This is a genomic window from Vibrio sp. 947 (genome assembly GCF_033339115.1).
Taxonomy (GTDB): Bacteria; Pseudomonadota; Gammaproteobacteria; order Enterobacterales; family Vibrionaceae; genus Vibrio; species Vibrio alginolyticus.
Map to the genome: position 1 here is coordinate 61,700 of NZ_JAWOTX010000007.1, position 26,433 is coordinate 88,132.

Annotated in this window: 26 protein-coding genes; 21 read left to right on the forward strand and 5 right to left on the reverse strand. The window is 37.0% G+C overall.

Annotated elements, in window-relative coordinates; translation table 11 throughout:
- Positions 1 to 45: 45 nt before the first annotated feature.
- The gene (locus tag R7Q39_RS10865) at positions 46 to 267 is read right to left on the reverse strand and encodes a hypothetical protein (RefSeq protein ID WP_256430233.1); all 222 of its coding nucleotides are present in this window, start codon (positions 265 to 267) and stop codon (positions 46 to 48) included.
- 153 nt (positions 268 to 420) lie between these two features.
- Between R7Q39_RS10865 and R7Q39_RS10870 the strand changes: the two genes are divergently transcribed.
- Both R7Q39_RS10870 and R7Q39_RS10875 read left to right on the forward strand, forming a co-directional pair.
- A complete protein-coding gene (locus R7Q39_RS10870; protein ID WP_318076128.1) occupies positions 421 to 834 on the forward strand; it encodes a hypothetical protein in 414 nt (137 codons plus the stop codon).
- A gap of 100 nt (positions 835 to 934) precedes the next feature.
- The gene (locus R7Q39_RS10875; protein ID WP_318076129.1) at positions 935 to 1,723 is read left to right on the forward strand and encodes a thioredoxin fold domain-containing protein; all 789 of its coding nucleotides are present in this window, start codon (positions 935 to 937) and stop codon (positions 1,721 to 1,723) included.
- A 30-nt stretch (positions 1,724 to 1,753) separates the two neighbouring features.
- Here the strand turns inward: R7Q39_RS10875 and R7Q39_RS10880 are convergent, their stop codons facing one another.
- Together R7Q39_RS10880 and R7Q39_RS10885 are read right to left on the reverse strand one after the other, a co-directional pair.
- Positions 1,754 to 2,863 carry a S1 family peptidase gene (locus R7Q39_RS10880; RefSeq protein WP_318076132.1) on the reverse strand — a complete coding sequence of 370 codons (1,110 nt, stop codon included), beginning with the start codon at positions 2,861 to 2,863 and terminating at the stop codon, positions 1,754 to 1,756.
- Between the two features lie 76 nt (positions 2,864 to 2,939).
- Positions 2,940 to 3,926 (reverse strand): hypothetical protein, encoded by a 987-nt coding sequence (locus R7Q39_RS10885; protein ID WP_318076133.1) that lies wholly within the window; start codon positions 3,924 to 3,926, stop codon positions 2,940 to 2,942.
- Positions 3,927 to 4,000: 74 nt separating this feature from the next.
- On the opposite strand from R7Q39_RS10885, the gene R7Q39_RS10890 reads away from it, so the two are divergent.
- Positions 4,001 to 4,663 (forward strand): DsbA family protein, encoded by a 663-nt coding sequence (locus tag R7Q39_RS10890; RefSeq protein WP_318076135.1) that lies wholly within the window; start codon positions 4,001 to 4,003, stop codon positions 4,661 to 4,663.
- Between the two features lie 12 nt (positions 4,664 to 4,675).
- Here R7Q39_RS10890 and R7Q39_RS10895 read toward each other — a convergent pair whose 3' ends face one another.
- Positions 4,676 to 5,233: a hypothetical protein gene (locus R7Q39_RS10895; protein ID WP_318076137.1), complete on the reverse strand. Its 558-nt coding sequence runs from the start codon at positions 5,231 to 5,233 to the stop codon at positions 4,676 to 4,678.
- Entirely contained in the window at positions 5,233 to 6,189 is a 957-nt protein-coding gene (locus R7Q39_RS10900) for a hypothetical protein (RefSeq protein ID WP_318076139.1), read from the reverse strand. Before R7Q39_RS10900 ends, R7Q39_RS10895 begins: the two co-directional genes overlap by 1 nt.
- Positions 6,190 to 6,740: 551 nt before the next feature.
- On the opposite strand from R7Q39_RS10900, the gene recA reads away from it, so the two are divergent.
- From recA to R7Q39_RS10985, 18 genes are all read left to right on the forward strand, one after another.
- Positions 6,741 to 7,793: a recombinase RecA gene (gene recA, locus R7Q39_RS10905; protein WP_318076141.1), complete on the forward strand. Its 1,053-nt coding sequence runs from the start codon at positions 6,741 to 6,743 to the stop codon at positions 7,791 to 7,793.
- A gap of 5 nt (positions 7,794 to 7,798) precedes the next feature.
- Positions 7,799 to 8,221 carry a hypothetical protein gene (locus R7Q39_RS10910; protein ID WP_318076143.1) on the forward strand — a complete coding sequence of 141 codons (423 nt, stop codon included), beginning with the start codon at positions 7,799 to 7,801 and terminating at the stop codon, positions 8,219 to 8,221.
- A gap of 669 nt (positions 8,222 to 8,890) precedes the next feature.
- Positions 8,891 to 9,187, forward strand: a complete 297-nt coding sequence (locus R7Q39_RS10915; protein WP_045592536.1) for a hypothetical protein — start codon at positions 8,891 to 8,893, stop codon at positions 9,185 to 9,187.
- 2 nt (positions 9,188 to 9,189) lie between these two features.
- On the forward strand, positions 9,190 to 9,846 hold the full coding sequence (locus R7Q39_RS10920; RefSeq protein WP_318076148.1) for a DotI/IcmL/TraM family protein: 657 nt from the start codon (positions 9,190 to 9,192) through the stop codon (positions 9,844 to 9,846).
- 16 nt (positions 9,847 to 9,862) lie between these two features.
- A complete protein-coding gene (locus tag R7Q39_RS10925) occupies positions 9,863 to 10,936 on the forward strand; it encodes an IncI1 plasmid conjugative transfer protein TraN (RefSeq protein WP_020331567.1) in 1,074 nt (357 codons plus the stop codon).
- 14 nt (positions 10,937 to 10,950) lie between these two features.
- Positions 10,951 to 12,429, forward strand: coding sequence for a DotG/IcmE/VirB10 family protein (locus tag R7Q39_RS10930; RefSeq protein WP_318076153.1), 1,479 nt, complete (start codon positions 10,951 to 10,953; stop codon positions 12,427 to 12,429).
- A gap of 311 nt (positions 12,430 to 12,740) precedes the next feature.
- Positions 12,741 to 14,156, forward strand: a complete 1,416-nt coding sequence (locus R7Q39_RS10935; RefSeq protein ID WP_318076155.1) for a hypothetical protein — start codon at positions 12,741 to 12,743, stop codon at positions 14,154 to 14,156.
- Between the two features lie 111 nt (positions 14,157 to 14,267).
- Positions 14,268 to 14,999: a type IVB secretion system protein IcmJDotN gene (gene icmJ, locus R7Q39_RS10940; RefSeq protein ID WP_318076157.1), complete on the forward strand. Its 732-nt coding sequence runs from the start codon at positions 14,268 to 14,270 to the stop codon at positions 14,997 to 14,999.
- Positions 14,996 to 16,198, forward strand: coding sequence for a hypothetical protein (locus tag R7Q39_RS10945; RefSeq protein ID WP_318076159.1), 1,203 nt, complete (start codon positions 14,996 to 14,998; stop codon positions 16,196 to 16,198). Before icmJ ends, R7Q39_RS10945 begins: the two co-directional genes overlap by 4 nt.
- Positions 16,199 to 16,200: 2 nt before the next feature.
- Positions 16,201 to 16,446 (forward strand): hypothetical protein, encoded by a 246-nt coding sequence (locus R7Q39_RS10950; RefSeq protein ID WP_038129330.1) that lies wholly within the window; start codon positions 16,201 to 16,203, stop codon positions 16,444 to 16,446.
- Between the two features lie 47 nt (positions 16,447 to 16,493).
- Complete coding sequence (locus tag R7Q39_RS10955; protein ID WP_318076161.1) at positions 16,494 to 19,454, forward strand: hypothetical protein; 2,961 nt, start codon at positions 16,494 to 16,496, stop codon at positions 19,452 to 19,454.
- Between the two features lie 113 nt (positions 19,455 to 19,567).
- Entirely contained in the window at positions 19,568 to 20,083 is a 516-nt protein-coding gene (locus R7Q39_RS10960) for a DotD/TraH family lipoprotein (protein ID WP_038129328.1), read from the forward strand.
- Between the two features lie 11 nt (positions 20,084 to 20,094).
- The gene (locus R7Q39_RS10965; RefSeq protein ID WP_318076164.1) at positions 20,095 to 20,973 is read left to right on the forward strand and encodes a type IV secretory system conjugative DNA transfer family protein; all 879 of its coding nucleotides are present in this window, start codon (positions 20,095 to 20,097) and stop codon (positions 20,971 to 20,973) included.
- A 52-nt stretch (positions 20,974 to 21,025) separates the two neighbouring features.
- Positions 21,026 to 22,177, forward strand: coding sequence for a type IV pilus twitching motility protein PilT (locus R7Q39_RS10970; RefSeq protein WP_045592560.1), 1,152 nt, complete (start codon positions 21,026 to 21,028; stop codon positions 22,175 to 22,177).
- Positions 22,178 to 22,192: 15 nt separating this feature from the next.
- Positions 22,193 to 22,435: an IcmT/TraK family protein gene (icmT, locus tag R7Q39_RS29290; RefSeq protein WP_411977337.1), complete on the forward strand. Its 243-nt coding sequence runs from the start codon at positions 22,193 to 22,195 to the stop codon at positions 22,433 to 22,435.
- A 73-nt stretch (positions 22,436 to 22,508) separates the two neighbouring features.
- Positions 22,509 to 23,321, forward strand: a complete 813-nt coding sequence (locus R7Q39_RS10975; RefSeq protein WP_318076166.1) for a toxin co-regulated pilus biosynthesis Q family protein — start codon at positions 22,509 to 22,511, stop codon at positions 23,319 to 23,321.
- Between the two features lie 17 nt (positions 23,322 to 23,338).
- Positions 23,339 to 25,021, forward strand: a complete 1,683-nt coding sequence (locus R7Q39_RS10980; RefSeq protein ID WP_318076168.1) for a hypothetical protein — start codon at positions 23,339 to 23,341, stop codon at positions 25,019 to 25,021.
- 14 nt (positions 25,022 to 25,035) lie between these two features.
- Positions 25,036 to 26,406: a type 4b pilus protein PilO2 gene (locus R7Q39_RS10985; protein WP_318076170.1), complete on the forward strand. Its 1,371-nt coding sequence runs from the start codon at positions 25,036 to 25,038 to the stop codon at positions 26,404 to 26,406.
- Positions 26,407 to 26,433: the final 27 nt, after the last annotated feature.

Below are 26,433 nucleotides of genomic sequence, written 5' to 3' on the forward strand. Positions count from 1 at the left end.
GGATTAACCTTTCGCGGGCTTTTTAATAGAGGATTGAGGATTTAATTATGCGTTTATAACCTCAACCTCTGCGTCTGGCTCTTTATGCTTGTTAACAGAAAATAAAGAAAGTACAGAAACTGAACCAGCAGCAATTACTGAAAAGTCCAATATGGTTTTTAGGCTTCCACTAACCAACCCAAATGATGAGATTGCGTAAAGCACAAAAGAAAGTGTGAGCGAAGTCAAAATTATCTTTGAAAAAGACATATCAATAAAATTAGGCATAAATATCAATCCTCTAAGCTTGAATACACTCTTTTTATATACCAATAAAAATAGAAAATCAAGCGTTCTTGTTAAATTTTACGTAATAAATAGCAAAAAACCACTAACGTGAGCTAACTCAAACGGTTGCATTATATACAGCCATGAACTAAGATGAACAAAAAAGTAATAAACGGAATAAAAAAGATGAATAATAAAATACCTGCTGCTGTAATTACCGCTTCCATAAGCGCAGTTGCATTGGTTGCCGCTCATCAAAAACTAAATATCGAAGAAGATAAAGTAAATAAAGAATCAGTTGATGATCTGGCAGATACAATCGCTCAATTACAGTCCGCAAACGGAAATAATTCAATATTAAATAAAGAACTAGCTAAGTCACTAGCTAATGAAAAAGGTGAGTTACTAGGGATTAACATTAATGAAGTTTTAGCCAAATCAGACTGGAGTAGTAAGTACAACCCATATGGTTATTTTGAGGAAACTCACTCAAATGCTCATGAAAACCCATCTGGCTGTTATACGAACTGTCACAGCAACTGCCACGGAAGTAGAAGCTGGAGATAAAGAAAATGGGCGAAAGCCCATTTTTTATACCTTGCAAATTAATATCCAACCTTTATAATCCCAAAAAATAAACAATTAAATCAATAAATGAGAACTAATAATGAAAAAGACCATTCTTGCTCTAGCGCTAACAGTCATTTCTCTACCATCCTTAGCAAATGATTTTGTAAACAAAGAAATTGCAGAAGCAACAATTAAAACCTTACCTGGATTGACAGTGTCAGACATTGTATTCGCCAAACATGATAAAGAATCTGACTTTAATGTTGTTAGACTAAAAACTGGTCAGGTTATTTATGGCGATCAGAATTTAAAGCATTTCATTGTTGGCGATTCTTACTCAAGAAACTCAATCTTAGCTTCTGATGAGATTACAGGTGAGCTTTATAATCACACATCCAGCTTGTATTCCGATTTTCATAAATCAATTTTTGATAACCTGACTGGTTATGGAGTACAAGCAAAATCTAAAGATGAGCTTATCAAAGTTAAAGTGTTTTTTGAGCCTCGATGTGGATATTGCAATAAGCTTCATGATAATGAACAAAAGTATCTTGATGCTGGTATTAGTATTGAATACATCCCGTATCCAATTTATGACGGTGAAGAAAAGCTATCATCCAAGGCTCTCGCCTACATGATCTCTGCTGAGACACAAGCTGAAAGAAAAGAAAGAATGGAGATTATGATCAAGAAGTTCCATGAGAACATACAGAAACCCGATATAGCCGAATACGTAAAAGATGTCGATTTATCGATCCTACAAACCCATATCAAAGACATTTCAAATCTGGCAATTGAAGGTACTCCTTACATTCTTGGTGAAAACGGTATAGCAATACCAGGTTACGCTGAACCAGAAGATATCATTCGAGCCATGATGAAGTAAAAAAAACCCGACATTGTGTCGGGGTTTTTATTATTTTCTTCTTCTCATCAAGGCAAATCCAAGCAACCCTAATAAAGATAACGTTGAACTACTACCACCACTCTTAGAAGAGTTAATCAGCCCAGAATATTCAGGTTCATCTTCAGCTTCATCAGAATTGATAAACGGGTCAACATTAAAGTCATAGCTTACATTTTGAATACTTGTTACATCGTACCCATTAAAACCTGACAATGAATCAACAGCCTGGTTTATCCAATCATAGTAATAACTGATTTTCGTAAACCCACCGTGCTCATTATCATTTTTCATTATGCATTTTTTATCAATCTTGGTAACACTAACGTAAGAAGTAACACCAACCAATCTAAGTCCAAAGTCTGCATCAGCTACATTATCTTTATCTTTCCAAACTAAAGGACCACCGCTATCACCACTACAAATAGCGTAATTAACTTCTACATCAGGAGATTTAGTGCAGATAATATCATCTGAATTTCCGCCTCCAGCTTTCATATCTTCGCAATATGTTCGACTGACACCTGTTAGCATAACTCTATTCAAAACATCAGATACATCGTTCTCATCAAGACCATATCCACTAGCTAAAAGGTTTCCAGTATTAGAACCATTATGCGCGTAAAGGGTATCGAATTCAGTCATCATACTCGTAACACTGGATTCATCTGCCACCTTAATTTTCTTAGCATTGAGAAGCTGATCTTCGGCATAGATAACAGCAATATCGTTTTTATTTTCAATATTACCATCCCACAAATCATGTATAGCAACATCTTTAGGGTAAACACTAAAAATCTTCTCTACTGGCGCTTCTGGATCTTCAAAATCTAGGTATGTAACATACGCCTGAGTAAAATTCATTACTCCAACATTCTCAAGACAATGCGCTGCTGTTAGAAGAACACTACTGTCAAGAATACTCGCTCCACACAAAGAATGTTGTACGAGATTACCATCGGTTCTTTCAATAATTAGCTTCGCCTGATATGGGACTTCAGCAAGCTGACTCTTTAATCCATTATGTATTTGGGGTTTGAAATCTGTAGTATCTGCATTTGCACTCAAAGCCAAGAATCCAAGTGACAGAGCTACGATATTTTTCTTAATCATTTTATTCATTCACGCTTTTATTAAATTTCATGCGCAATATAAAACAAGCCTATTAATTATTCAATTAAAAAAGGAGCTTTCGCTCCTATATACTAAACTCTTCCCTAAAATCACGTCTAAACAACACACCTATAGAGTTTTTGTGAACTCCAAAGTCCTGATTTATTCGCCCATGACTACGCAAAATATCATCTACCGACTTCACATCAGATACATCAACTAGTTTATTGTTCAATTCATTATCAAGAGACTTAAAAAGCACAAACTTGCCATTTGACTTCGCTTGATAATACACTGTGAACAAGTCATTGAAAGACATCCCGTCAACCAATACTACAAATCCATCACATGCTTGATTCCAAGAAGACATCTTCGTTCTCATTTTTATCGCCAATTCGGGTTTAAAAATTTGATGATGAAGCATCTCAGGCATAAGCGGAGCATGTTCTGTTTCCAACAGTAGTTTTCTCATAAACACGCGATCTTCAATCTTGAAATATTTTTCTTGAAATCCTGCTTTCTCTATAGCCTCAATATCTAAGAAACTATCAATTCTAAACCTTGTGTAATCACCAAAAGAACCAACTGGCAATGCGATATCCTTAAGCTTCTCAATGTTTGACACAATAAATTTTAAAGCATCATCGGGATTTAAAGTTAAAGAGTTTGCATAATCAATAAACTGCTGAACCTTTTTATCCTTTGATAAACACCTAAACTCGACAGGTATACCATTATCGATTGCATGAACAAACCCCTCCCTCATGCCTTCAGTAAAACCTCTATCTAGATAGTAGATCTTCCTGTTCGCTTTTTTATGAATGACAAAGCTCCTACCGAGACCAAGGCTTCTTTCACTAGTATCCTCATCATTAATAATTTTAGGATATATTAGATGAAGACACTGAGGGTTTTCATTGTGATTGATAAGTGAATCTCGTACACATGCCTTAGTAAACTCTGAGTTACACTCGATGTTTCCTGCATAAGGTGTCTCGATAATGACCTTATTATCAATATCGCTAAAGCTTAAATCGTTGTATGTGTTTTTAGTTAATTGTCGTATAAACATTTTAAATTTGATTTTTTTTATTCTTTATATAAAATTGTACCACATCAAAAATCAAACAATAGAAGAAAAAAAACATGAACGATAAGAAAACCAACAAACTCGCCATTGCTGCATTTGTAGCTGCTGCTGCATTCACAGGCGCTGGATACTACGTACAAAGCACAATAGACTCTCAAGACTCAACTTCAAGCGTAAGCGTTGAACAAGATGGCAAGTACCAATTAGGTAAGCACTACTTGAAGCTTGATAAAACCTACCCTGAGTACAAAGGCAAAGTAGTAGAATACATTAACTACCTATGCGTACACTGTAACTCAGTAGTTCCTAAAGTTGAAAGCTTCGATGAAGGTAAGGATGTTGTAGAGGTTCTTCATATTGGCTCACCAGGAAACAACTTTCTAGAAAAATTATTCTTTGCCATCGAAGACATGGGTAGGGGAGATGTTCATACTCTTATTCAAGAAAAAGCTGTAAACGGCAAGCTCGCAAACGAAGATCAATTCATTTCTTTTGTAGTGTCTCAAGGCATCAAAAAAGAAGAGCTTTTAAGTAAAATGGAATCAAAGTCAGTATCTGAAAAGATTAAGAAAGCAAATGCAATGGCATTTGAATCAGGCATCTCAGGCACACCATCGTTTATCATTGATGGGCAATACGTATTGAACATTGGTGAGATTAGCAGTTGGGACATAGCATTCGATGTCATGGAAGAAATCTACAATAAAGAAATGAAGTAATAAAAAACTCCCCTACAGAGGTAGGGGAGTTCCAAACTTGCCTTTTGCCAGAATAGTCTCACCTTTTAAAACATAACCCACCTCGTCAGGAACAATAGAAAGCCTTTCTTTTCTATCGAAAACATAAAATGAAAAGAGAACTTTCAACTCACCCCTGATTTTAACTATTAACTTACCTGTGAATGGAATGTTTTTAATTCTGATGAGACATTTATCAGCCGATATGATTTTAGTACTAACCAAATCAACATCGCCGCTGAAGTCGAAAAAATCATTCTTCCTATCAGAAATGAATTCATCAACGATTTCTTCAATAGAACGGCTAGCAACCATACTAGCTTCAACTAAAAATGACATATCGCATGGAACATCACTGGTCATAATCTTCAAACCATGACTGAAATCTACAAGATTGGATATGTCCTCATCAACGAGAAACCCACTGTCATGACAATCTTTGCAATATGCCCCAACAACGTTGATATCATCTTCATCAAACCCAAAATGTTTATTGAATGATACTAGCTGCTTAACAGCATTAGTGTAGTTAGTAAATTCATTTAAATTCATTAGTCAAATCCCATAAGAAGATCAATCACTGAATCATTATCAAGAGTTAATAACGCTTCTTTCATAATCTCAGAATACTTTTTATCAAAAACAAATTTTGAGACGAAGCAATTCTTAACACGATCAATATTATCTTTAGTTGCTTCATGTCCTGATCGGCTAACAGAAGTCTGGAAATATGATTCTGGAATTTTCAATATCAAATCACCCATAACTTTCTTATGACCAAAGATTTTGTTTGCATCACCACCCACTGCAAATGACTCAATAAGAGAATCAACACTCATGCTTGGTGAGAAGCTTGAATTAATATAGTGCGAGAAGTTATCGATAAAGATAGCTGATTTTTTTATGGACTCAACTGAAGTACCAGAATGACCGTTCTCAATCATTACTGAGATATACTTCTTGTATAGTTTATTCTTATCGATAACCACTTCAATATCAGATGCAGTATCAGCTTGAAAAGCTGAAGTACTTACATGATTGGAAGGATTTACTGCTTGACCAAAATGACCAGTACTAAAGCTTGGTTCACCTTGTGACTGAAAGAAAACATCATCATCCTCGTCCAACTCAGCCCTAATCAGTTCTAAACGTTTATCCTGTTCAGATACAGAATTATCCTGAGTCATTTCTAAAGTTGAATTCTGTGACAAATCTTCAATCGGAGGTGTAGATAGGGCAGTAGATTCAAAATATAAAGATTTTTGATTTTCATCAGAAAGCCTTGCCTGTTCTTCCAAAGCTAGTTCATGTTCATTCGCTAGTTCTGAACAGACGTACTCAATGAAACTCTCATCCTCACGACTAGGGGTTTCCAGTCGAATATCTGAAAGTCTAAAAAGGGCATAATTGATCTTTTCCAGACCGTGTTGGCAGGAAATAGTTTCTTTCGAATAGAGAAGTGCATCCTCGACAGCGTCAAGGAAATCATTAAATTTATTAATTTTCATTTTGTGTTTGTGTTTTTTGTGTTTTGTGTGTTGCAAGAGTTTACACAGATCAATCCATGAAGATCAATAAAAATTTTCTATGTTGTCCGAGTATTTCCTAAATAAAGGAATATTAATCTATTAATATCCAAAAACACTCAGTGTTGTCCGAGTATTCCCTGTGTATTAGTATTTTAAATTAATTATTAAACACCTTCGGTGATTTTACGATTTCTTTAAATCTTTCTAACTTGATAAATCTAGTGTTAAACAATGATCAAGTAACAAGAAAATTGATCTTCCAAGATACTTGTATCTTGGTTTAATTATAAATTTATTATTAATAATATTTATTATTATAGTAATTTTAATTAAATAGTTAATGTTTTTTATTATATAAATATTAAAACATAGTAATTATAAATATATTATTAATATTATATATAGATAATCATATAAATTGTTTTCAAACTATAGTCAACTGTTTTTTTTGAAAGATAAAAAAGCTTGATTTAGTGAAATTTCTAGTGTAGATTTCGAATCCAACATAAAAAACACATAGGTATTCAAACATGTCAAAACAAGCAAAAAACACTGATAAGTCAAAAGCTTTAGAATCTGCACTTTCTCAAATTGAAAAACAGTTTGGTAAAGGTTCGATTATGCGACTTGGCGATAACCGAACTATGGATATCGAAACCGTCCCAACTGGCTCTCTTGCGTTGGATATTGCATTGGGTGCAGGCGGTCTTCCTATGGGGCGTATCGTTGAGATTTATGGACCTGAAAGTTCAGGTAAAACAACTCTAACTCTTGAATTGGTTGCTCAAGCTCAAAAGCTTGGTAAAACCTGTGCGTTTATCGATGCTGAACACGCTCTAGATCCCGTATACGCAAGAAAGTTGGGTGTTGATATTAACTCACTTCTTGTTTCACAACCTGATACAGGAGAGCAAGCACTGGAGATCTGTGATGCTCTAGCTCGTTCAGGGGCGGTTGACTTAATGATTGTTGACTCTGTTGCCGCATTGACACCTAAAGCCGAAATTGAAGGTGAGATGGGTGATAGTCATATGGGTCTTCAGGCACGTATGCTTTCTCAAGCTATGCGCAAGCTCACTGGTAACTTGAAACAATCAAACTGCATGTGTGTTTTCATTAACCAAATCCGAATGAAAATTGGCGTTATGTTCGGTAATCCCGAGACAACGACAGGCGGTAATGCATTAAAATTCTACGCTTCAGTTCGTCTTGATATTCGTCGCACAGGCGCTATCAAATCAGGCGATGAAGTTGTTGGTAACGAAACTCGAATCAAAGTCGTTAAGAACAAAATCGCCGCTCCATTCAAAGAGGCAAATACTCAAATCATGTATGGCAAAGGGTTTAACCGCACAGGTGAGATTCTGGATCTATCAGTCAAAAACAGTCTAATTGACAAGTCTGGTGCATGGTTCTCAATGAACGGCAATCAAATTGGTCAAGGTCGTGAAAAGGCATGTGCTGAACTAGAGCGCTTAGGCATTCTTGAAGAGCTTTACACTAAGATTATGGATATTCATAAGTCTAGTGTTGCTGAAGACTCTGGTAACGCAGAAGAAGCGATTCTTGAAACAAAAGAGTAAAAACAATGCCAGCGTGTAAGAATATTAATGAAAAATACTTACGCGATTTATCTTGGGGGATCGTGGTTAGAATCCCCCAGATTGATATCGAGAAAAACTTCCATTACAGAAAATATGGCTCTATTAAAAATACAAGAAATGAAGCGATAAAGTTTAGAGATGAAATCTATAAAAAGCACTTTGGCAGATCAATCTCGAAAAGAACATTTCATACTAAAAAGCGCAAGTCCAAGAAAAACACAAAACTTCCAGAACTAGAGCCAGGTCTATCTTATGGCTACAGTCGAGGAAAGCTCCTTTATGTTGTACTTACCTATTCAGAAGATCCAGAAAAGCCTGCACAGAAGATTAGGTTTAACATTAAGAAACTTGGTTTGGAATCAGCAATAGATCAGGCAAAAACTGAATTATCAAAAAGAAGAGGCTAAGCCTCTTTTTTCTATTTCCGATCTCAAAAACTTATGCCTACTGAAGCAGAGAAGACATTACAACTAAGCCAAACATCTTTTTAACACTCAATCATATCCCACTTAATAAAAATTTATTGAATTACAATATTACCAGTACATAATAAAACCAACAAACTATGGAATAACAAAGAACACCCATTAAAAAGTACAATAAAAACTATTCTTTTCTGTATTTACTTTGATTAGAAAATATGTTATAACTATTATAACTGTTATAACTATTATAAAGTTATAATTCTAATATAAGGATAGAACTTTCAAAAACGAAGTTCTTATGAAAACCAAGTCAAAAACACCTCAAAATTCTTCTGCCACTACTGGCACTTTAACTGCCATCACTGGCATTTCCTCTGCCAACCTTGGCATATTCACTGCCAACCTTGGCAAAACAATGTGCCAGTAAGATTTCCCCTTTATTTTTCCATGCAAAAGTCGAGTGTCTTAAAAGTTGAGTTAGGCAAAGATACAAAGCCTTGGTAAAAAGCCAGATTTTGCAATCAAACTAAGCGCAATATAGAATTCCATCCATTAAAATGATTAAAAAACTCCCTCAAATTTGTTGAGAGAGTTTTTTATTGGTGATATTATTCACGAAATTAAGAATAAAAAATAAAGAAGCATATAAAAATGAACGATATGAGCGAAAAGATAAAAAAGTTTGAGTCAATGGTTGATGAGGAATCAGCTTTAATTGACTTAAATTCTGGAAAAGAGTTTGTTACTCACTTGCGTAAATATCGTCTGCTTGTTTTTGCATTCACTGTTTCTTGTTACTTGGTAATTGCGCTTCTTATGTATAGTGGCTTTAAGCTTTACGGTGCATTTGATGAGGATTACTACATATCAACTTATAGTGGTCACACACAAAAAATTTATCAATGTGAAAAGAGCAAGTGTAGTGCTAAAGGTTTAGTAGAGGAATAAAAATGAATAATAAAACACCTAAAAAAAGTAAACCTGTAAAACAAGTAGCTGTAGCTGAAAGGCGTGAGTTCTACAAAGATGCTCACGCTTCACTTGTTAAACTGGCTGTAACATCTGTAGTTTGTTTGGTTGTTTCTGTGGGTCTAGCGATTTATTCGCATTCAAGCACAACCAAGAACGTATACTTCGCGGCTACCAATGATGGACGAATGGTTAAAATGGTTGCTCTTAACACACCAAACCAAAAAGACGCTAACGTATCTGCATGGGTGCAAGAAGCAATCATAGAAACTTTCGATATGAACTTTCACAATATGAAAAGTCAGATCGCAAAATCATCTATGAAGTGGTTCACTCAGTCAGGTGGTGAAGCGCTAGTTCAAAGTTTAGATAGCGAAGGCTACTTTGACACAATCATCCGAAACAAACTGATTGTTGCATTTGCGCCAACACACACACCTGTAATAACCAAGAAGTTTTACAACTCTTCTACAGGAAAGTACACCTGGCATTTGCAAATGGAAGGTTTACTAACATACCGCACACAAACCAAGGTATATAGCGACACAGTAGTGTTTGCCATAGAAGTAGAACGAATTAGCTTAAGAGAAGACCCTAAAGGAATGGGAATCTCAAAAATCATATTAAGAAAAAAATAAGAAAGGCGAATAAATAATGAAGACTAAATTAGGTATTCTTGCACTCTCTGTAACAACAGCTTTTGGAGCGAATGCAAATACTCAAAATACTGAACAAAGTCAGCCACCAGCGCCTGTTCAATATCAAGAACAAACAATTACGTTCAAGAATGATCAGGGTTTTATGATGGCTTCAGATTTTACTCCTGAAGAGCTTCAGTTGCTAAGACAAAAAAAAGACGTTTTGATCAAGTATCTTTATGAGCAAGAGCAGTTAGAAAAACTTCGTTCAGTATTGAAAGAAGAAGAGCGAAGAAAAAACTGGGAATCGACCAAAGAATCATCTTACCCATTAACTCCGCAAGAAGTTATTGAGCTTAGAAAACTTTCAAAGAATATTGAAGAATCCCAAAACAAGCCTCTTCAAAATATTAAAAACCAAATTAGAACAGTGAATCTCGATGTAGGCGCATCAGAGCCAGTAACTATTAATGTTGTAAAAGGCTTAGCTTCTTCTGTTGTATTTTATGATGAGACTGGCGCTCCTTGGCCTATCGAAGGTGAAATCATTGGAGACGTTACAGCATTTAAAAGACATAAGATTGGTGACAGACAAAACATCGCTGGCTTTGAGGTTATGAGAAACTTTGCTGAGTCAAACGCTCTTATTCATCTTAAGGGGTTGGATGTAAGTATTGTTATCCGATTGGTAGGTAGCGATACAGTCAATGATTCACGTCTATCTGTACGAATTCCTAAACCAGGACCACACGCAAAATTGATTCCAGTAGCCACTCAGACGGTTGGTGTCAATGACCCTCTACTTGTAAGTGTTGCTAATGGTGAGTTTATTCAAAACTCAAAACGCTACGAAATCGAAGGTGTTGAAGCTACAGCATTCTTCAAAGATGGATACTTGTACATCCGAAGCAAACATCAATTAGTTATACCATTACCAAAAGAAGCTCAAACAACACCTTCTGGTTACTTGGTATATAAAGTGCCAGCAACAGAAGATTTCTTATTCCTCGTAGATGGTGAAATGATTGAAGCTTCAATTAAAGAATCTTTTGATGTGAAAATTAAACATAAAAGCAGCTTATTTAAATAATAAAGGCAATAAAGATGGCTAAGAAAAAAGGTTTGTTTAAAGATATACCGTTACCAGTAAAAGTATCTTTAGTCGCGTGTGCAGTAGCAATGGGGTTGGGTACAGCATTAATGTTCTCTCTCCCTTCTAATAACGCAATGCTGAATACAGATAACGGTGAAGTAAAGATTACTGCAACACCAAGCACCAGTCAGATAGAGACTGCTGCTGAGTCTGGTCAGCAATCTGAAATTATCAATAAAATTTATGAAGAAGAAAAGAAGGACAAGCTTAATGAAGCTGTAAATGGAAAAGCATCCTACTTAGAATCGCTAAAGCTCAAAAATGAAGAAAAAATGACTGATAAAATGGATCAGCGTGAAAAGGAAATTGAGCAAAAAGCAAATATAGATGCTGTTTTAGGTTTAGATACTCGTGTCCAAGAGGCAAGAAAGAAAGAAGAGGTTCGTCAAGACCGCAGAAATCTAAATAATCAAAATCAACAAGTGCAGCAGGTTCAACAGCCATTAGTGCCTGCCATCCCACTATTTGATAGAGATGCATTCCTTGCACAAGAGACAGGTAAGCTGACCGAGATTAAGCAACTAAGAATGGCAACTTCACAGAACATTGTTAGCAATGGTATTGCTGGAAATAGCTCTTCTACTGTAACTGCTAACTATACTCAAACTGGTTCATCATCTGGTAGTTCAAGAGGAAATCAAAATACTGGTGAGGCCGCGCCAATCGCAGATTTCTTAACGGATGGTTCTCGACTAAAAGATGTGAACGAAAGAGCGAAGCAATATCAGGTAACTCAACTCGATGAGTTGAGAAAAGCAAGTAATAGTGCTGCTGGTCGTCCTACTCAACAAGGTAAAGTAACTAGTAGTGCTGGCGTAACGACAAATTCAACTATCCAGGATTTAGCTAACCCTATGGGATTTGCCGATACAAGCTCTATGGCTTATGTAACACCTGGCACCATCTATTACGCGATTTTAGAAATTGGCGTAAATACAGATGAGCTTTCTTATGTTCGCTCTATTATTATTCAAGAGGGACCTTTGAAAGGAGGTGTTCTGTTGGGTATGCCTGAGAGAAGAGGCGAGAAAGCTGTAATCATGTTTAATAAGCTAGCTCTGAACGGTAAAGATTACAGTATTAACGCTGTAGCACTAGACCTAGAGACTATGCGTTCAGGTATTGCTGATAATGTAGATCGACATACGTTTGAGCGATACATGAAGCTAATGGGGGCTGCATTTATTAGTGGCTATGCTGACTCATTGGCTGGCTCAACAACTAAAACTTACAGCGATGGTACAACAGAAACCATTACTGAAAGACTGCCAGATGCCGATGACCAAATCGCTTATGCGATTGGTAGAGCGGGTGAAAAACTTGTTCCTATTTTTGAACGCGAGTTTGATAGAGATCCAACTGTTGAGGTTGACTCAAATAGAGAAATTGCAATCATGCTTTTAAACGGGATTCAGGTTGAAGAGCAATAAGAAAAAACGAGGCAGTCGCCTCGTTTTTTTATTACTCAAACAAATAGATACATCAGATAAGAATTTCCATTAACATGAATACCTATGAAAAATCTTGCCTAATGTTCTGATTTGATTTAATTTATGTTAAAACAAATTCGCAATAATGCGTTTTACCAATAATAACAACTATTAGTTAAAGCATTGAATAAAATACATAGATGTCATGTAGGTTAGTACCATCTGCATGATGTTTTTTATGTTGAATAATAAACAGATTAATGTTATCTTTGCGCAAAATTAAACTAAAATAAATTCAAGAGAATTAAAATATGGCTAAAGAATTAGACGATACTTTGGATGATCAGCTAGACATTAATGAGTTGGAAGATGATGAGCTGCAAGATGACGAACTTGGAAATGCGTATTCCACTGAAGAAGATCCATACGGCGACGATGAAGAAGATGAAGATGAAGAAGACTTAACTCCACCAAAAACTGGTTTGAGTCCAATCATGAAGGGCATCCTAGCTTTCACTGGTGTTGCTGTTGCTATCGGTACGGCTGGTATTGCATATCTTACAATCGCTGGCGGAAGCGCTCCAGCTCCTGTACAAAATACAGCAATGAGTGTTTCAGACACCGTAGCGCCAGATGCTAGAGATAACATGGCTCAAGCATTGAATGAGGCAAAAGCAACTCCAGTACTACCTGCTTCAGTTAATACTGGTAATGACCTCCAGATTGATGGTTTAAGCACTCCTGAACAAATCGTTCAGAATTCGGGCGCTTCAGTAAATCAAGGCTCTGTTGTTTCCGATTTTGATTTATCTTCAAATGTTAAACCTGAAGTTCAAGTTCAACCTAATGCATCCACTGGCATGACCAAAGAAGAAATGGATAAATTTAAGGATGATCTTGAGCGCGAACTTGAAGAAAAATATTTAGCAAAATTCAAGACTATGTCTAGCAGCATCAAATCTGATCTTGAAAGTGAGCTAACGAAGAAAATTGCAGACTCAAGCTCTCAGAATGCGGAAATCGTTAAGCTTAGAAAAGAGATTCAAGAGCTTAAAGATAGCAAGCTGAACCTTTCTGATAATGAAGAAATCAAGAAGATCTACGAAGAGCTTGAAACTAAGCTATCTGTTGTTCGCCTTAGTGAAGAAGAGAAAGATGAGCTTTTGGATGGCAGAAAACGTCTTCAGGGATTCATGGTTCTTACAGCTAGCCTAGATGGTGAGATGTCTATCGTAAGAACGCCAAGTGACCGAGTGAACGTTTTCTTTAAAGGTGAAATCTTTAATAATGCGGGTGACTACGTAAAAGTTACAAATGTGACTGATGGTGGATACTTAGTTCTTGTTGGCGACAATTACTTCATTGATGAAACCTATGTAGAGCGCTCTAAAGTCAAAACCACAAAGGTTAATCGCCCTGCAAAGAAACAGCAAACCTCTCAGAAACCAAAAGTAGAAGAGAAGAAAGCTGCTGAAAAGCAAGCAAAGGTTAAGCCAACTGAAATTGATAGTCGTGCATACCGCGCTCAAGAAATTAATGGTAAAAAAGTTGCTGTTGGTTGGGTTAAGAGCGGTGAGTACTCACAAGGTTACTTAGTATCAAGCCCTTCAGGTGATTGGACACCTGTTAAAATTGGTGATGAACTAAAAGGTCTTGGTCGTGTAACTGGTGAAGACTTTGATGGAAATCTAATTGTTGGTAACTTTGTAGTGTTAGCTACTGAATAACAAAACGAAATTTAAGAAAATTTAAAGCCACCGTTTCAGGTGGCTTTTTTATGTTTGATAAAAATAACGCACAGGTTTATAATCCGAAATAAAAAAGAATATTATTAAATTATGAAGATTAGAGAAATAATACTATCAGTCAAAAGAAGCACTTTTCGTGTTGATGATCCATTTTCTGATGAGAGCAATCCAGAGTTCAAGAAAAATAGAAAGATCGTGTTAGAGCGCGATGGCTTTTCTTGTCAATGCTGTGGTTTTAAAGCTGAAAAGTTTCAGGATGTTCACCATATTGATGACAACCACAACAACAACAAAGAAGACAACCTTATTACCGTATGCCCACTCTGCCACATGTGTCACCATTTAGGTCATGCTGGCGCGAAAGAGATGGGGGATTTAATTCATATTGATCCTAAGCACGGTTTATCTCAAGCATCACTTAATTCTTTAGTGAGATTTTTATGGTTAGCTGAGGGTTCATCAAATAAGGAGTTCGCTCAAAATGCAGTATCTTTGTATAACCGCCTACATCTACTCTCAGTAAATGCAAAGAGAGTAATTGGAACGAGCAAGCCTGAATTGCTTGCCAGACACCTCCTTAGCTTAAGCGAGCGTGATTATGGTAAAAGGAAAGAGAAGCTTGAAGGTATTTATTTCCTTCCGTCCAAGTCAGGGTTTACAAGGCAGTTGGAATATTGGCGTAAACTTTATGATAAAAACAACCCGCCAGATAAATGGATTGATAACGCTTCGGCAAGATTACTTAAATGGTTTGAGAATGAACATGGTGATGCTGATACCGATAATGCGGTAGCGAGCTACCTGAACAGTAAGAGGGTATGATTTTGAAAATTGGTGTTTGCTGGTTTGATGAAACCAAAGTAGGTAGTTCAGGATGGTGTTCGGTAGCTGGTAGCCAATCAAGACGAATTACAGGTATTAGTGAGCTTGAAAGCAGTGTTTTCTGGGTTACTAACTTAAATTATTTTGAATACAAAAACCTAAACTTAGTTAGAACTCCTAACATAGTAGATGAGCAATTCTTTAGAAGTAAGCTATCAGTTTTAGCTCAAGAAATTGGAACGAATGAAACTCCTGATGTTTTATGTCAAAAATTATCTTCAATACTTCACGGAGTCCATTTGTTGGGTATAACCAACCTTGGGATGAGTGACAACAGCTTAGCTAGCTACAGATACACTAACGCTATGCAAAGTGTTTTGCTAAAACAAGAGTGGAGAAGTCAGCCCAAAGGGAACCAGGCGAGCATGATCATTGAGGCGATAAAGCAATCCACTCAAGAAAATCAGGCGATGACTGGAAAGTTTGTTCCAAAAGGAAGTAAGGCTACTCAGTTTATATTTCCAAGAGGCTCATATGCTAAATGGATTTTGTCTCAGAAATATCCATTAAACAACAATTGGCGACCTTTAAACTTCAAGGAAAATAAAGAAACAATTATTGGATTTGAAGATGGCTCTAAAATACGCGGTACAGATGCTGTCATTGATAAGCTTAAAAATATGTCTGAAACAAACGCGGGGATATTAAAGGTATCGGTGTTGAGTACTGATGAGTCATATGTAAACCACTCGAAATTTGGAGCTGGAGCAAACAATATGATCAGATGTTGGGCAACCATTCCAGAAATAATTGAGATCTCGAAGTATTCAAAGGTATCAATTATGAACGGTTTCCATACTGAATCTGGTCATTTAGATCTGCCAGAAATATTAATTCCAGATGAAAGTGAATATTCTCTTTCTAAAGGTTTGCTTCTGGAAAATGCTTGGGTAGCTTTATCGTCACCTTTATATGTCAAAGGGTACAATAACGTAAGTGCTATAGGTGCTTATATGAGAGCCTATGATCGTATTATGTGTGGCAGAGCAGCGGGGTCATTTTCTAGACACGGATTTGTAATAGGATCCTATGGAACAGGAAGAATCGTCTCATATGTTAAAAGCGGTGAAGAGCATGTCGCTAAAGAACTTGCGTTTAAAAATAAGCTTCTTCCTTTAATGAGATTCATGGGTGAGTAATTATGAGTAAACTATTTGAAACGGATGGAATTCCTGAAGATTTTAACGAACTTCTCTCTTTAGATTTTTATTACCAAGTATGCAATCTCAATCAAAATGGAGTGATGGATAAAGAGGTCGTTATCGAACTTAATAACACTATCTTCGCTCCAGAGCATGAAAGAAGACAAAGATTGATACAAATAATAACTAAACAAGAAAACCAAGCTCAAAAAATTGAAAGCGAAGAAGAAATCCAGTATATTTAATCAATAAAAAATATATTAATAAATTAATTAAATAAAGAATAAATATTATGAGTTTACTATCAAATCTATTTAGCGCATTTAAAGCAGGCGTTTATGACTACTGTGAACTAGAAGCGCCGTATTTCGATAGCAAGCATAAAGGGATTTGGGCTACCAGAGATGGTGGCTTAATCTCTATGTACGAGCTTAAGGGTTCGTACAAGATGCTTGGAAAACATGGATTTAAAGACATACTTAGTGTTTTGACTGACGAGCTTTCAAAGAAACTTAAAGATCCAGGTCATGTTATTGAGTTTGTGTTTATTCGAGATCCTGAGCAATCGAAAGACATCGTAAGAAAGCAGCTAGAACCTATTCGTTCAACCATGAAGAGACTTCAATTAGATCTTGAAGGTTTAATTAATGAACGCGAAAAAGTTCTGTCTGAATCGTTAGTTTTTGAGAAATGTTTAATTACCATCAAGACGACACCAGCAGCACTTAGCCGCGCTCAAACAAAAGCAGCTTTAGATGCTCGTAGTGAAAAAGCGAAAGAAGTAGGCGTTAAGCCTGGTAAGTATGGTCAATCACCTTTCGTTGGCTTGGATGCTTTAAGGATTCCTCATATTGGTGTTTGTGACTCTGTAATTGGAACTTTAAAAACACAGTGTTTCATTGAGCAGTTTGACCACCACGAATTCATTACTGAGATAAAAAAGCAAGTTGAGCCTTACTCAACTAGTTCCGATTGGAAACCTTCTCTCTTGGGTGACAAGATTAGTGCTAAGTTAGTAAGGGAGGTAGATCAAGAAGCTGATCTTAGCCATCTTAGTAATGCAGATATCGCTTTTCAGATTTTTGGCAGAAAACCTCAACACGCTGATGAAGACTATTCTTCAGTTAAGCATGACAATGTGTACTATGCACCGCTGATGATTGAAAGCTGCCAAGATAAACCAACAATGTTTGGCGCTCTTTTTGACAACATTCCAAAAGAGATTCCTTGGCGTTTAAATTTAACAATAAAAACTGGTCATGACACAATTGTTAGTAAATTGGGTAGCAAAAGAGCATTTGCTGGGTTCTTGCAGTTTTCGAACTCCAATAACAAGCTGATAAAAGATGCTGCTGAAGAGCTGATAGATAGAGCTATCAACAACACTCTAGTTTCATGTCAGGTATCAATGTGTACTTGGTCTAGAGATTACAATGAGTTAATCGAAAGAAAAGAAATTATCAATCAGCAGCTACAGAAGTGGGGTAGTTTAGATGTTATTGATGAACTAGGCGATCCAATTGAATCATGGATTGGCACTTTGCCAGCTTTATCCACCAATAAGATTGCGGCTGCATTCCCGCTTCCTGTTTGGGATGTTCTATACATGCTGCCGCTTACAAGACCATACAGCCCTTGGGAACAAGGCTCAATGATCTTTGGTACTCATGATGGAAAAATTTACCCTCAAACGGCTGGTAGTGCAATTCAGAAGAATACTTCAGAGCTAACTTACGCACCACCTGGTAGCGGTAAAAGTTTTAAGCTATCAGCTCTTAATATGGCTCTAATACTAAAGCCTGGTAATACAAAGCTACCAAGACTGAAAATCATCGATATCGGTTTCTCTTCTAGAGCATTCGTTGAGATGATACAAGATGCATTGCCTGAACATCTTAAATATCAAGCTCAAGCAATTACGCTTGAGAATAGAGCGGATAGAGCCATAAACTTCTTCTTTACTCCGCTAGGTAATAGACATCCATTAACAGTAGATAAGCAAGCGCAGGCGAACATTCTTGAGTTGCTTTTGACACCAGCAGGTACTAAAGGAACCATTCCTCGCTTACCTGAGGTCTGTTCAGCCCTAATTGATGCCGCATATACATACAGACAGGATGAGAACACTCCTAACCTGTATGAGCCTGGTATGAGCGATATGGTTGATGAAAAACTTGACCAATATGGTATCGAGGCTACAGAGGACACAAGTTGGTGGAGTCTTGTTGATAGATTCTTTAAGCGTAATGAAATTGAAGCCGCTTCGAAATGCCAATCCTTCGCTATGCCTCTACTTTCTGATCTTACTTCACTAGTACAGGATTCAGAAATTAAGGGTATTTACGGGGATGCATTAATCGAGGGTGAAAAACTATTAAGTCTTGTTTCTCAGATGATTACATCATCACTAAAAGACTTTCCTGTTCTTACACAACCATCGGCTATTGATGTTTCTTCTGCACGAATCTTATCAATCGACTTGCAGAACGTAGCTAAGAAAGGTGGTGCTCAGGCTAACAAACAAGCCGCATTAATGTTCTTGTTAGCAAGAACGGTGGCGTGTAATGACTTTTATGTAGTAGAAGACACGTTAGTCGAAATTAACCCTGATTACTATGACTATCATAGAAAGAAAATTGAAGAAGAAGATGGTATTCCTAAAAAATTAGCAATGGACGAATTCCATCGAACCAGAGGTTTTGATCAGGTACGCTCTCAAGCAGAACAGGATATTCGTGAAGGACGAAAATACGGCGTAATCGTTAGCTTGCTGAGCCAAAGCTTGGAAGATTTCGACAAGAGCATGATCGAATTCGCGACAAGTATTTTTGTTATGGCAAAAGGTATCTCAAGTGAAGTTCAAAAATCTATCGTTGATAAATTGAGTCCGACTGCGGATTCAATGGTTGGATTCCGTAACTTTGTAAGAGGACCAGGCAAGGAAGGCTCAACTTTCTTGTATATTGCAGATGTTGACGAGACTGATGGTGTAGAGCAAATTCTGAGACTAAAGCTAGGTGCGGAAGAGGTTTGGGCGTATTCAACAACTCCTGATGATGTCGCTTTACGTAGAAGACTAGTTAGAAAGATCGGACTACATTCTTCACTAAGAATTCTAGCAAAAGAGTTCCCGTCAGGTAGTGCGAAGAAATATATTGAATCGTTAAAAAACCAAGCTCAGGATGTTGAAGAAGAGTCAGTAATAGCCCAAATAGCAGACAGGCTAACACAACAAAACGCAAACATCGTTTAATGTAAAGTCCCGCTATGCGGGCTTTACTATGTTGATTTTTTATTTAATTAAGTATATATTTAACCTCAAATAAAATTAACAATAAACACAATCAAACATAAGTGATTAATAAAATGAAGATAAATAAAAGTTTAATCTTTTTGGGAGTGTTGGCAACTACTGGTTGTTCATCTATAGCTGCGAATAACCCTAATGAAGATATTTCACTTGCCAATAGCAAAGCATTAGAAACATTAATGAATGTGTCTATTGAAGCTCGTGATGAGCTTAGACTAATTGCAAAAATGCAAGAAGCTAAATCCTTAGAGTCTTTGACAGATGAGCAACATAAGCAAAAAGAAGCTCAAGCTCTAGCTGTGCCACCTGGTTTTGAGTCTGTGGTTGAATTTGGTATTACGGATCGAGCATCAGTAGTAACAAGAGCCTTAGCTAAAATGGCTGGGTACACATACAAAGAATACGGAAAGCCTCTAGGAACATTCCAAGAACCTTGGGTGAAAATCCCTAAAGCGACCAAACCTCTTTCTGAATTCCTCAGAGAAGTTGGTATGCAAACAGGTAATAATGTTCGAATCGAAGTATATCCAGATGCTAAATTAATTAGATACGTGTATAAAAACGTAGAGTAATAGGAGGCTATATGAGCTTTAAGAAAATTACTCTAGTGGCAAGCATTGCAGCCGCTCTAATGTCGTTTGGTGCAAGTGCGTATAACTCGATTGATGAAATCGCCTCTCTGAAATATAACCCAAACGTTGCTAAATCAGATATTATCTCTGAAGAGGGTCAAAGACAAAAGGCTCAGCGTGATGCAGCTTTATCTTTGGGTGCTCAGTACGGTTATTATGCATATATGGACGCATTGAAAAAGAATATTCGAGAAAAATCTGATTATCTTGATAGTGTTTTCGACTTCAATACGTTAATGAAACTAACATCTGATGGTTATGATGAGCTGTACTTACTCCCACCAGTAATTGCAGAAATTGATAATTCAATAAAATTGTCCGATGACGCAAAAACGATAACTCTTGCGGATAAAGACTGGCTTGAGTTAAGAGAAGCCAGATTGGTAACATCAGCCCCAAACTGGAGACAATACCTTCTATTTGATAGAGAGGTTGAAATATCATCCCCACCAAATGTATTGCTTCCAAAATCAATTATGGAAGAGAAGCTTTGGAAAGAATGGGTTGCGCAAGGATGGGAGTCAGGAAAAGCCCAAGCTGACAGGGAAATGGCTAGAAGGTCAGAAAGTCTGGGTCGTGACTATAATGGCATGTGGCGTTTCTACAGATTAAGTTTAATCAATAAGTCTAAGAAACCAATTGTTGTTAGCTCATACCAAGAAGTTGTGGGAACTGAAACTCACATGCGTGAAGGCGAGCGTGTAATTAAGCTTCAGGTAGGCGCAGGATTTAACACAAACCCTGAAAAATGGGATGCATTAATCTTAGATAGTCGAGGCTCATACAGAGCACCAATTGAAAAGCCAGACTATGAAAATAAATTTAATTAATAAAAACAATAAATAATAATGGAGGCGCAGAGGTTTCCTCTGCGCAAAATCAATGTTTGACCGTAGTAAGTTCATTCTAGATATTCCCCCTCGTGTGGAAACTAAGGAACAGCTTGATCGAATCCTTGCTCATATGCACGATCACAACGCATCGGATATTTTTATATATTCAAACAATAAGATTTGGATGCGTGTTAATGGTCGTATGGTTCCTGTATCAAAAAGAAAGCTCAAAATTAACGAGGTAAGATCTTTAGTTCAAGTTTTAGACGGGACATCGGCTGTTGGTCGCTTAGGTGATGCTGAGCCAATAGATACCGCATACGAAATGAAAGAGCAGGTTAATGTTCCTGGTAAAGAAGATCTAGTTCTGAGGCGCAGACGCTTCAGGGTTAACGGCATCACAAACATTACACAAGGTTCAAATGGCATTTCAATAACTATTCGTAAGCTTTCTACTGAAATTGTAAGAGCTAAAGATCTTGGTGTTGAGCAGGAATTAATTGATGTTGTTACAAGCTCTAGACAAGGTCTTATTTTGGTCGCGGGTGGTACAGGTCATGGTAAAAGCACATTGCTTTCATCATTAATATCTGAAAGTTTATTGGATGAAGAAGGAAATCATGTCCTTGTGACTGTTGAATCACCAGTTGAATATGTCTACGAAGAATTGGATATGCCTTCATCCATTGTTTGCCAAATGGAGATTGGATCATGTGTCAAATCATTTAGTCGTGGTGTTGAGAACACATTACGAATGGCTCCTACAATGATTGTAGTTGGTGAGGTAAGAGATAAAGCCACTAGTGGAGTAAGCATTGAAGCTTCAAACACTGGACACCTTGTTTTTGCAACCTTACACTCAAATACTGTGTCTTCTACACCTGAGCGCTTTATTGGTCTATTTGATTCAGATGCTGAAAAACAAAAAGCAAGATTTGATTTAATAAATGAAGCGAAATGCTTCATAGCTCAGCGATTAATAAATACTTTAGACGGGAAGCGGGTGGCAATTAGAGAGTATTTGATATTTAATAGTGAGGTTAGGGAATATTTATATGACAATATGAATAATCTAACACGAGCAATTAAACACGCAATTAAGAAATGGGGAAGACCTATGTGTGTGGATATTCAGAGAAAATTAGATGCTGGCTTAATTTCTGAAAAAGATGCTCAAGACTTGTTTAAAGAATACGAATAAATAAAAGGAACAGTCATGTATCAACACGCAAATAAAAAAGTAAAGTTTCTTGTGTTTGATGGTTTGATCAGCATACCTTTCTTATTCTTAATGCTATCACCGAGCTGGGTTATGCTCGGTATAATATTAACTATAAGTTTTGCATTGTTGTACCTATCATCGAAAGGCATGGATTTGCACATGCTGTTTAGAAAATTGAGAACAATGATGATCGGTAATAGAAGGTATAATAGACCACCAAACAGAAAATTAATTTAATTAGCATATAAAAACAGATTGATTTTTTAAGAAAGCAAAAATATAATTGTATTTAAAATTCGAGGTCAGAATAATGATTAATAATAAAAAGACAAATAAAAAAAGTAAGATAATGCTGTCAGTAGCAACAATCGCTACACTATCAGGCGCATTTGCACCGTTCGTACAAGCAGAACTTTATATTTCTCCGTTGGTTAGAGAGTCAGTTGTAATTGATAACGAGCTGAATCAAAAACTTTCTAACAAGGATGAGGGTGCTGTAGTTGTTGGTGAATCCAAAGACTACGGTAAGTTCGTCATGCAAGAGAAAGCAAAAGTAGAAAAGAAAGCGTTTGGTTACGGTAAAAACGTACCGCTTTTCGTAGCTGCTGAGGCAAACATCCCTGTAGATGATGGTTGGTTGGTTCATATTGATGAAAGCATTCAAAAGAAACCTGTTAGCTGGGAATCAAACAGTGACTCTTGGGAAGACACTATTAAGATTATCGGTGAACAAAACAATCTAAATGTTGTAATCAACCCAGTTGAAAAGTCTATCGGCATTTCAGGAAAGGAAAAACCTAGCCTGGCTAAACACTTAGCAAACCGTGTGCCTGAGGTTTGGGTTTTAACTCCTGGTAAAACATTGAAGAAAAACCTAGAAGACTGGTCTAAAAAGGCGGGTTGGCAGCTTCACTGGGATGACTCTCTAAAAGTTGATTACATGATTGAGCACAAAGCTACCATGACAGGAAAATTCCTTGATTCTGGTGATGAAGATGGCGTGATTACTCAAGTTCTTGATTCATTGGCTGATGCGCACGTTCCACTTAGAGCTGAATTCTACAAGAAAAATAAAGTTTTATTGATAACTGAAGCTGGATTCAAGCAAGAGGTTAAATACTAATTATGAGAAATATAGAAATGAATAAAGTATCAAAAGTCGCTTTTGTAGGTTTAGCGGCATCTGTAATGGGTGGCTGTGCTACACATAAGATTGATGAATCTGCTGAAATCGTTGATGCTGGCTTAGACAATGCAAGCCTACTAAAAGACCAAGGTGATACTCTTAGCCGCAAAGCTACCACTTCAGTGATCAAGGATGAGTTCTTCTTAGCTACTACTCCATATAAAATGAGTAATCGCGATACGTTACCATCTTTCTTTGAAGAGAAAATCCTTTTCAGTCAGCCTGAACCTGTAAGTGTTCATGAGATCCTTAATAAGGTTACTGCTGAAACAGGTATTCACATCAACATCACGCAAGACGCTTACCAATGGATTAATGGCGACGAAATTGAAAAAGATGATGAGGAAGACACAGGTGATGCTGCACAAACTGCTAAGCCTCAAGGTGGATTCACTGCGCCTGCTCCAGGTTCATCCACTCCTTGGCCTCAAGGCGAGTCCAAAGACGGAACAGAAAAATCAATCAAGAAAGTTCATGATCGCGCAAACTATGCTGGTGTTAACCTACGCTTGCTTGAAGAAAAGTTCTCTTTCAAATTCCGTGGAACCATTGAAGAAGTTTTAGATCGAGTAACACAAAAACTTGATGTGAACTGGAAATGGGAAAATGGCAAGGTTGAGATATACAAGCTAGAAGTAAAACACTATATTTTTGATGGTGCGAATGCTTCTGTTGAATTCCAATCATCAATAACAACAAAATCTTCAAGTGAAGATTCTAGCAGTGGTCATAACACTACTTACACAACAAACTACAAGCCAATGTATGATGAAATTTCAACTACATTGTCTAAAATGATGACAACTAACGGTAAGTTCCATATCAACACCAATACAGGCATGATTACTGTAACGGACGTACCAAGTGTTCATCGTGAAGTGGAAAAGTACATTGAGCAAATCAATGTGATGGCAAGTAAGCGTGTCCTTATCAAAACTCAGGTTATTGACATTGTATCTGATGATAACGGTGACTACGGAATGGACTTGAATGCAATTTATTCTGGCTCTTCACGCTTCAATTTCAAGTTTAATCCTCTAGATCCTTCTGCGACTGGTGGTAACTTTGAAATCGGCTTGATTGATGGAACATCTGCTTGGAATGGTTCAAAAGCTCTAGTTAGCGCTCTAAATACAATATCCAAAAACATCTACGAAAACTCAAGCACTGTTACAACTCAGAATGGACAACCTGTTCCAGTTCAGATCATTGACAGAAAGAACTTCGTAGAAAAAGTTACATCTGAAACTGATGAAGATGGCAATAAGAGCTACGAAATCACCACTAACAAAGTTATGCCTGGCTTTAGCATGACCGCTCTACCTAAGCTAACAAGCAAGGGAACAGTGGCAATGCAATTGGCGATTGACCTTAAAAAGCTAAATGCTCTAAATGATTTTACTGCTGGTGATATCTCTGCAACTCTGCCAGATGAAACTCAAAAGTCATTTATGCAAAACGTAAACATTAAAAACGGTCAAACACTAATGCTTTCAGGTTTCGAAACAACGATTAACGAGTCAGAAGTTAAGTCTGTTGGCGGTGAAGAATCTTGGTTATTCGGCGGTAAGAAAGTTGGTGGCAAGAAAAAAGTTATGACTCTTATCCTTGTTACTCCGTACATAATGGCTAACTAACTTGGAGGTTAGTTGTGGTAAATAAAGCAAAAATTAACGGGGTAGATTTTGGTTTTGGCTTGGTCTGGGAGGATTTAAACTCCCAGAAAACTAAAGCTCAAATCCAAAGCATCTTAGATGTGAACTCCTGTAAGTTTGGAGTTCACAAAAAAGATAAAGATAACCCTGACGAACAGCAGTTGGGCTACACCAACTTAAAAGAGCTGAAAGGCACGTTGTCTGCCGCTTATGTATTAGCAAACATCAGTAAAGAAATCACTGTTATTGAAAAGATAAGTGAAGAAGATTTTTGGATCTGTGGTGTTAATGAAGGCAAAATTATTTCAACTACAGATGTAGTAGTTGCTCAGCATGATTTAGCAGACCACGTTGAAAACCTTAAAGGTACTTACTCTGACATTGAAATCCCATTCGAAATTACTTGTTCGGAAGAAGTTGCTGAAATAATCAGTGAGATGGGCGTAGAAGTTTCAATTGAAGAATATGAATCATTTGAGTCCAAGTTACAAGAGTTTGATTTAAGCAAGTCTTTCAGTAAGCAAGCCAGAATTACATCACTAAAAGGCGTTCCTGTTCTGGGTATTGTTCTTGGGTTTGTTCTTGTTGGCGCTGGCGCTGTAGCTTATAGCTTAACTTCACCTCAAACAATAATCGCAGAAGCTGAATGGACTGCACCAGTCATAAAAGAAGCTAAAATCTCGATTAAATCTCAAGAAGATATAGTCAGAGAGATAAAGGCAGCCGCATATGCTGAGGAAGTAAAGTGGTTGACTGAAGACTTTAGACAGCAAGATCCTGTTGAAGTAATTAACTCATTCATTGATATTCAACGAAGAGTGCCAATGTTTATTGGTGGTTGGGAAGTTCAAAGCATCTCCTACGAGCGACAAAAAGGTAATTTAATTACTGTTGAGCTTCAAAGAGGATCGCTAGGAACGCCAGTAACACTTAGAGAGTCTCTGTTGAATTACCATTCTGTGCATATTGTAGATGGTGGTAACAAGGCAACAATTTCTTTTGATATGCACGATATTAAACGCTCAGAGAGAATAACTGATATTGTATCGTACATTAGAGACCACAAGTATAAAGATGTTGAAATCATTCATGATTCACACTTTATGGGGTACAAGTGGGGTGTTGTTAAGTATGACTTCTCACTAAGACGCGAACCAATTGCAGGCATTGCGAATCCAGAAGAGGCAAAAGTTGCGCTGCTTAAAAATGAAGGTAAGTTAATCAATATTGTTGGGAACAGACCTTATAAGCTTGCTGAGCTAAATAATGTATTAGAACGTTCAAGAACAACTCTAATTGAAACATTAACTATGTCGAGAAAAGATGATAGTGAATGGCAAGTTCAACTTTTAACATACACTAAATAATAAAAAGCTGCCAAAAGCGGCAGCTTT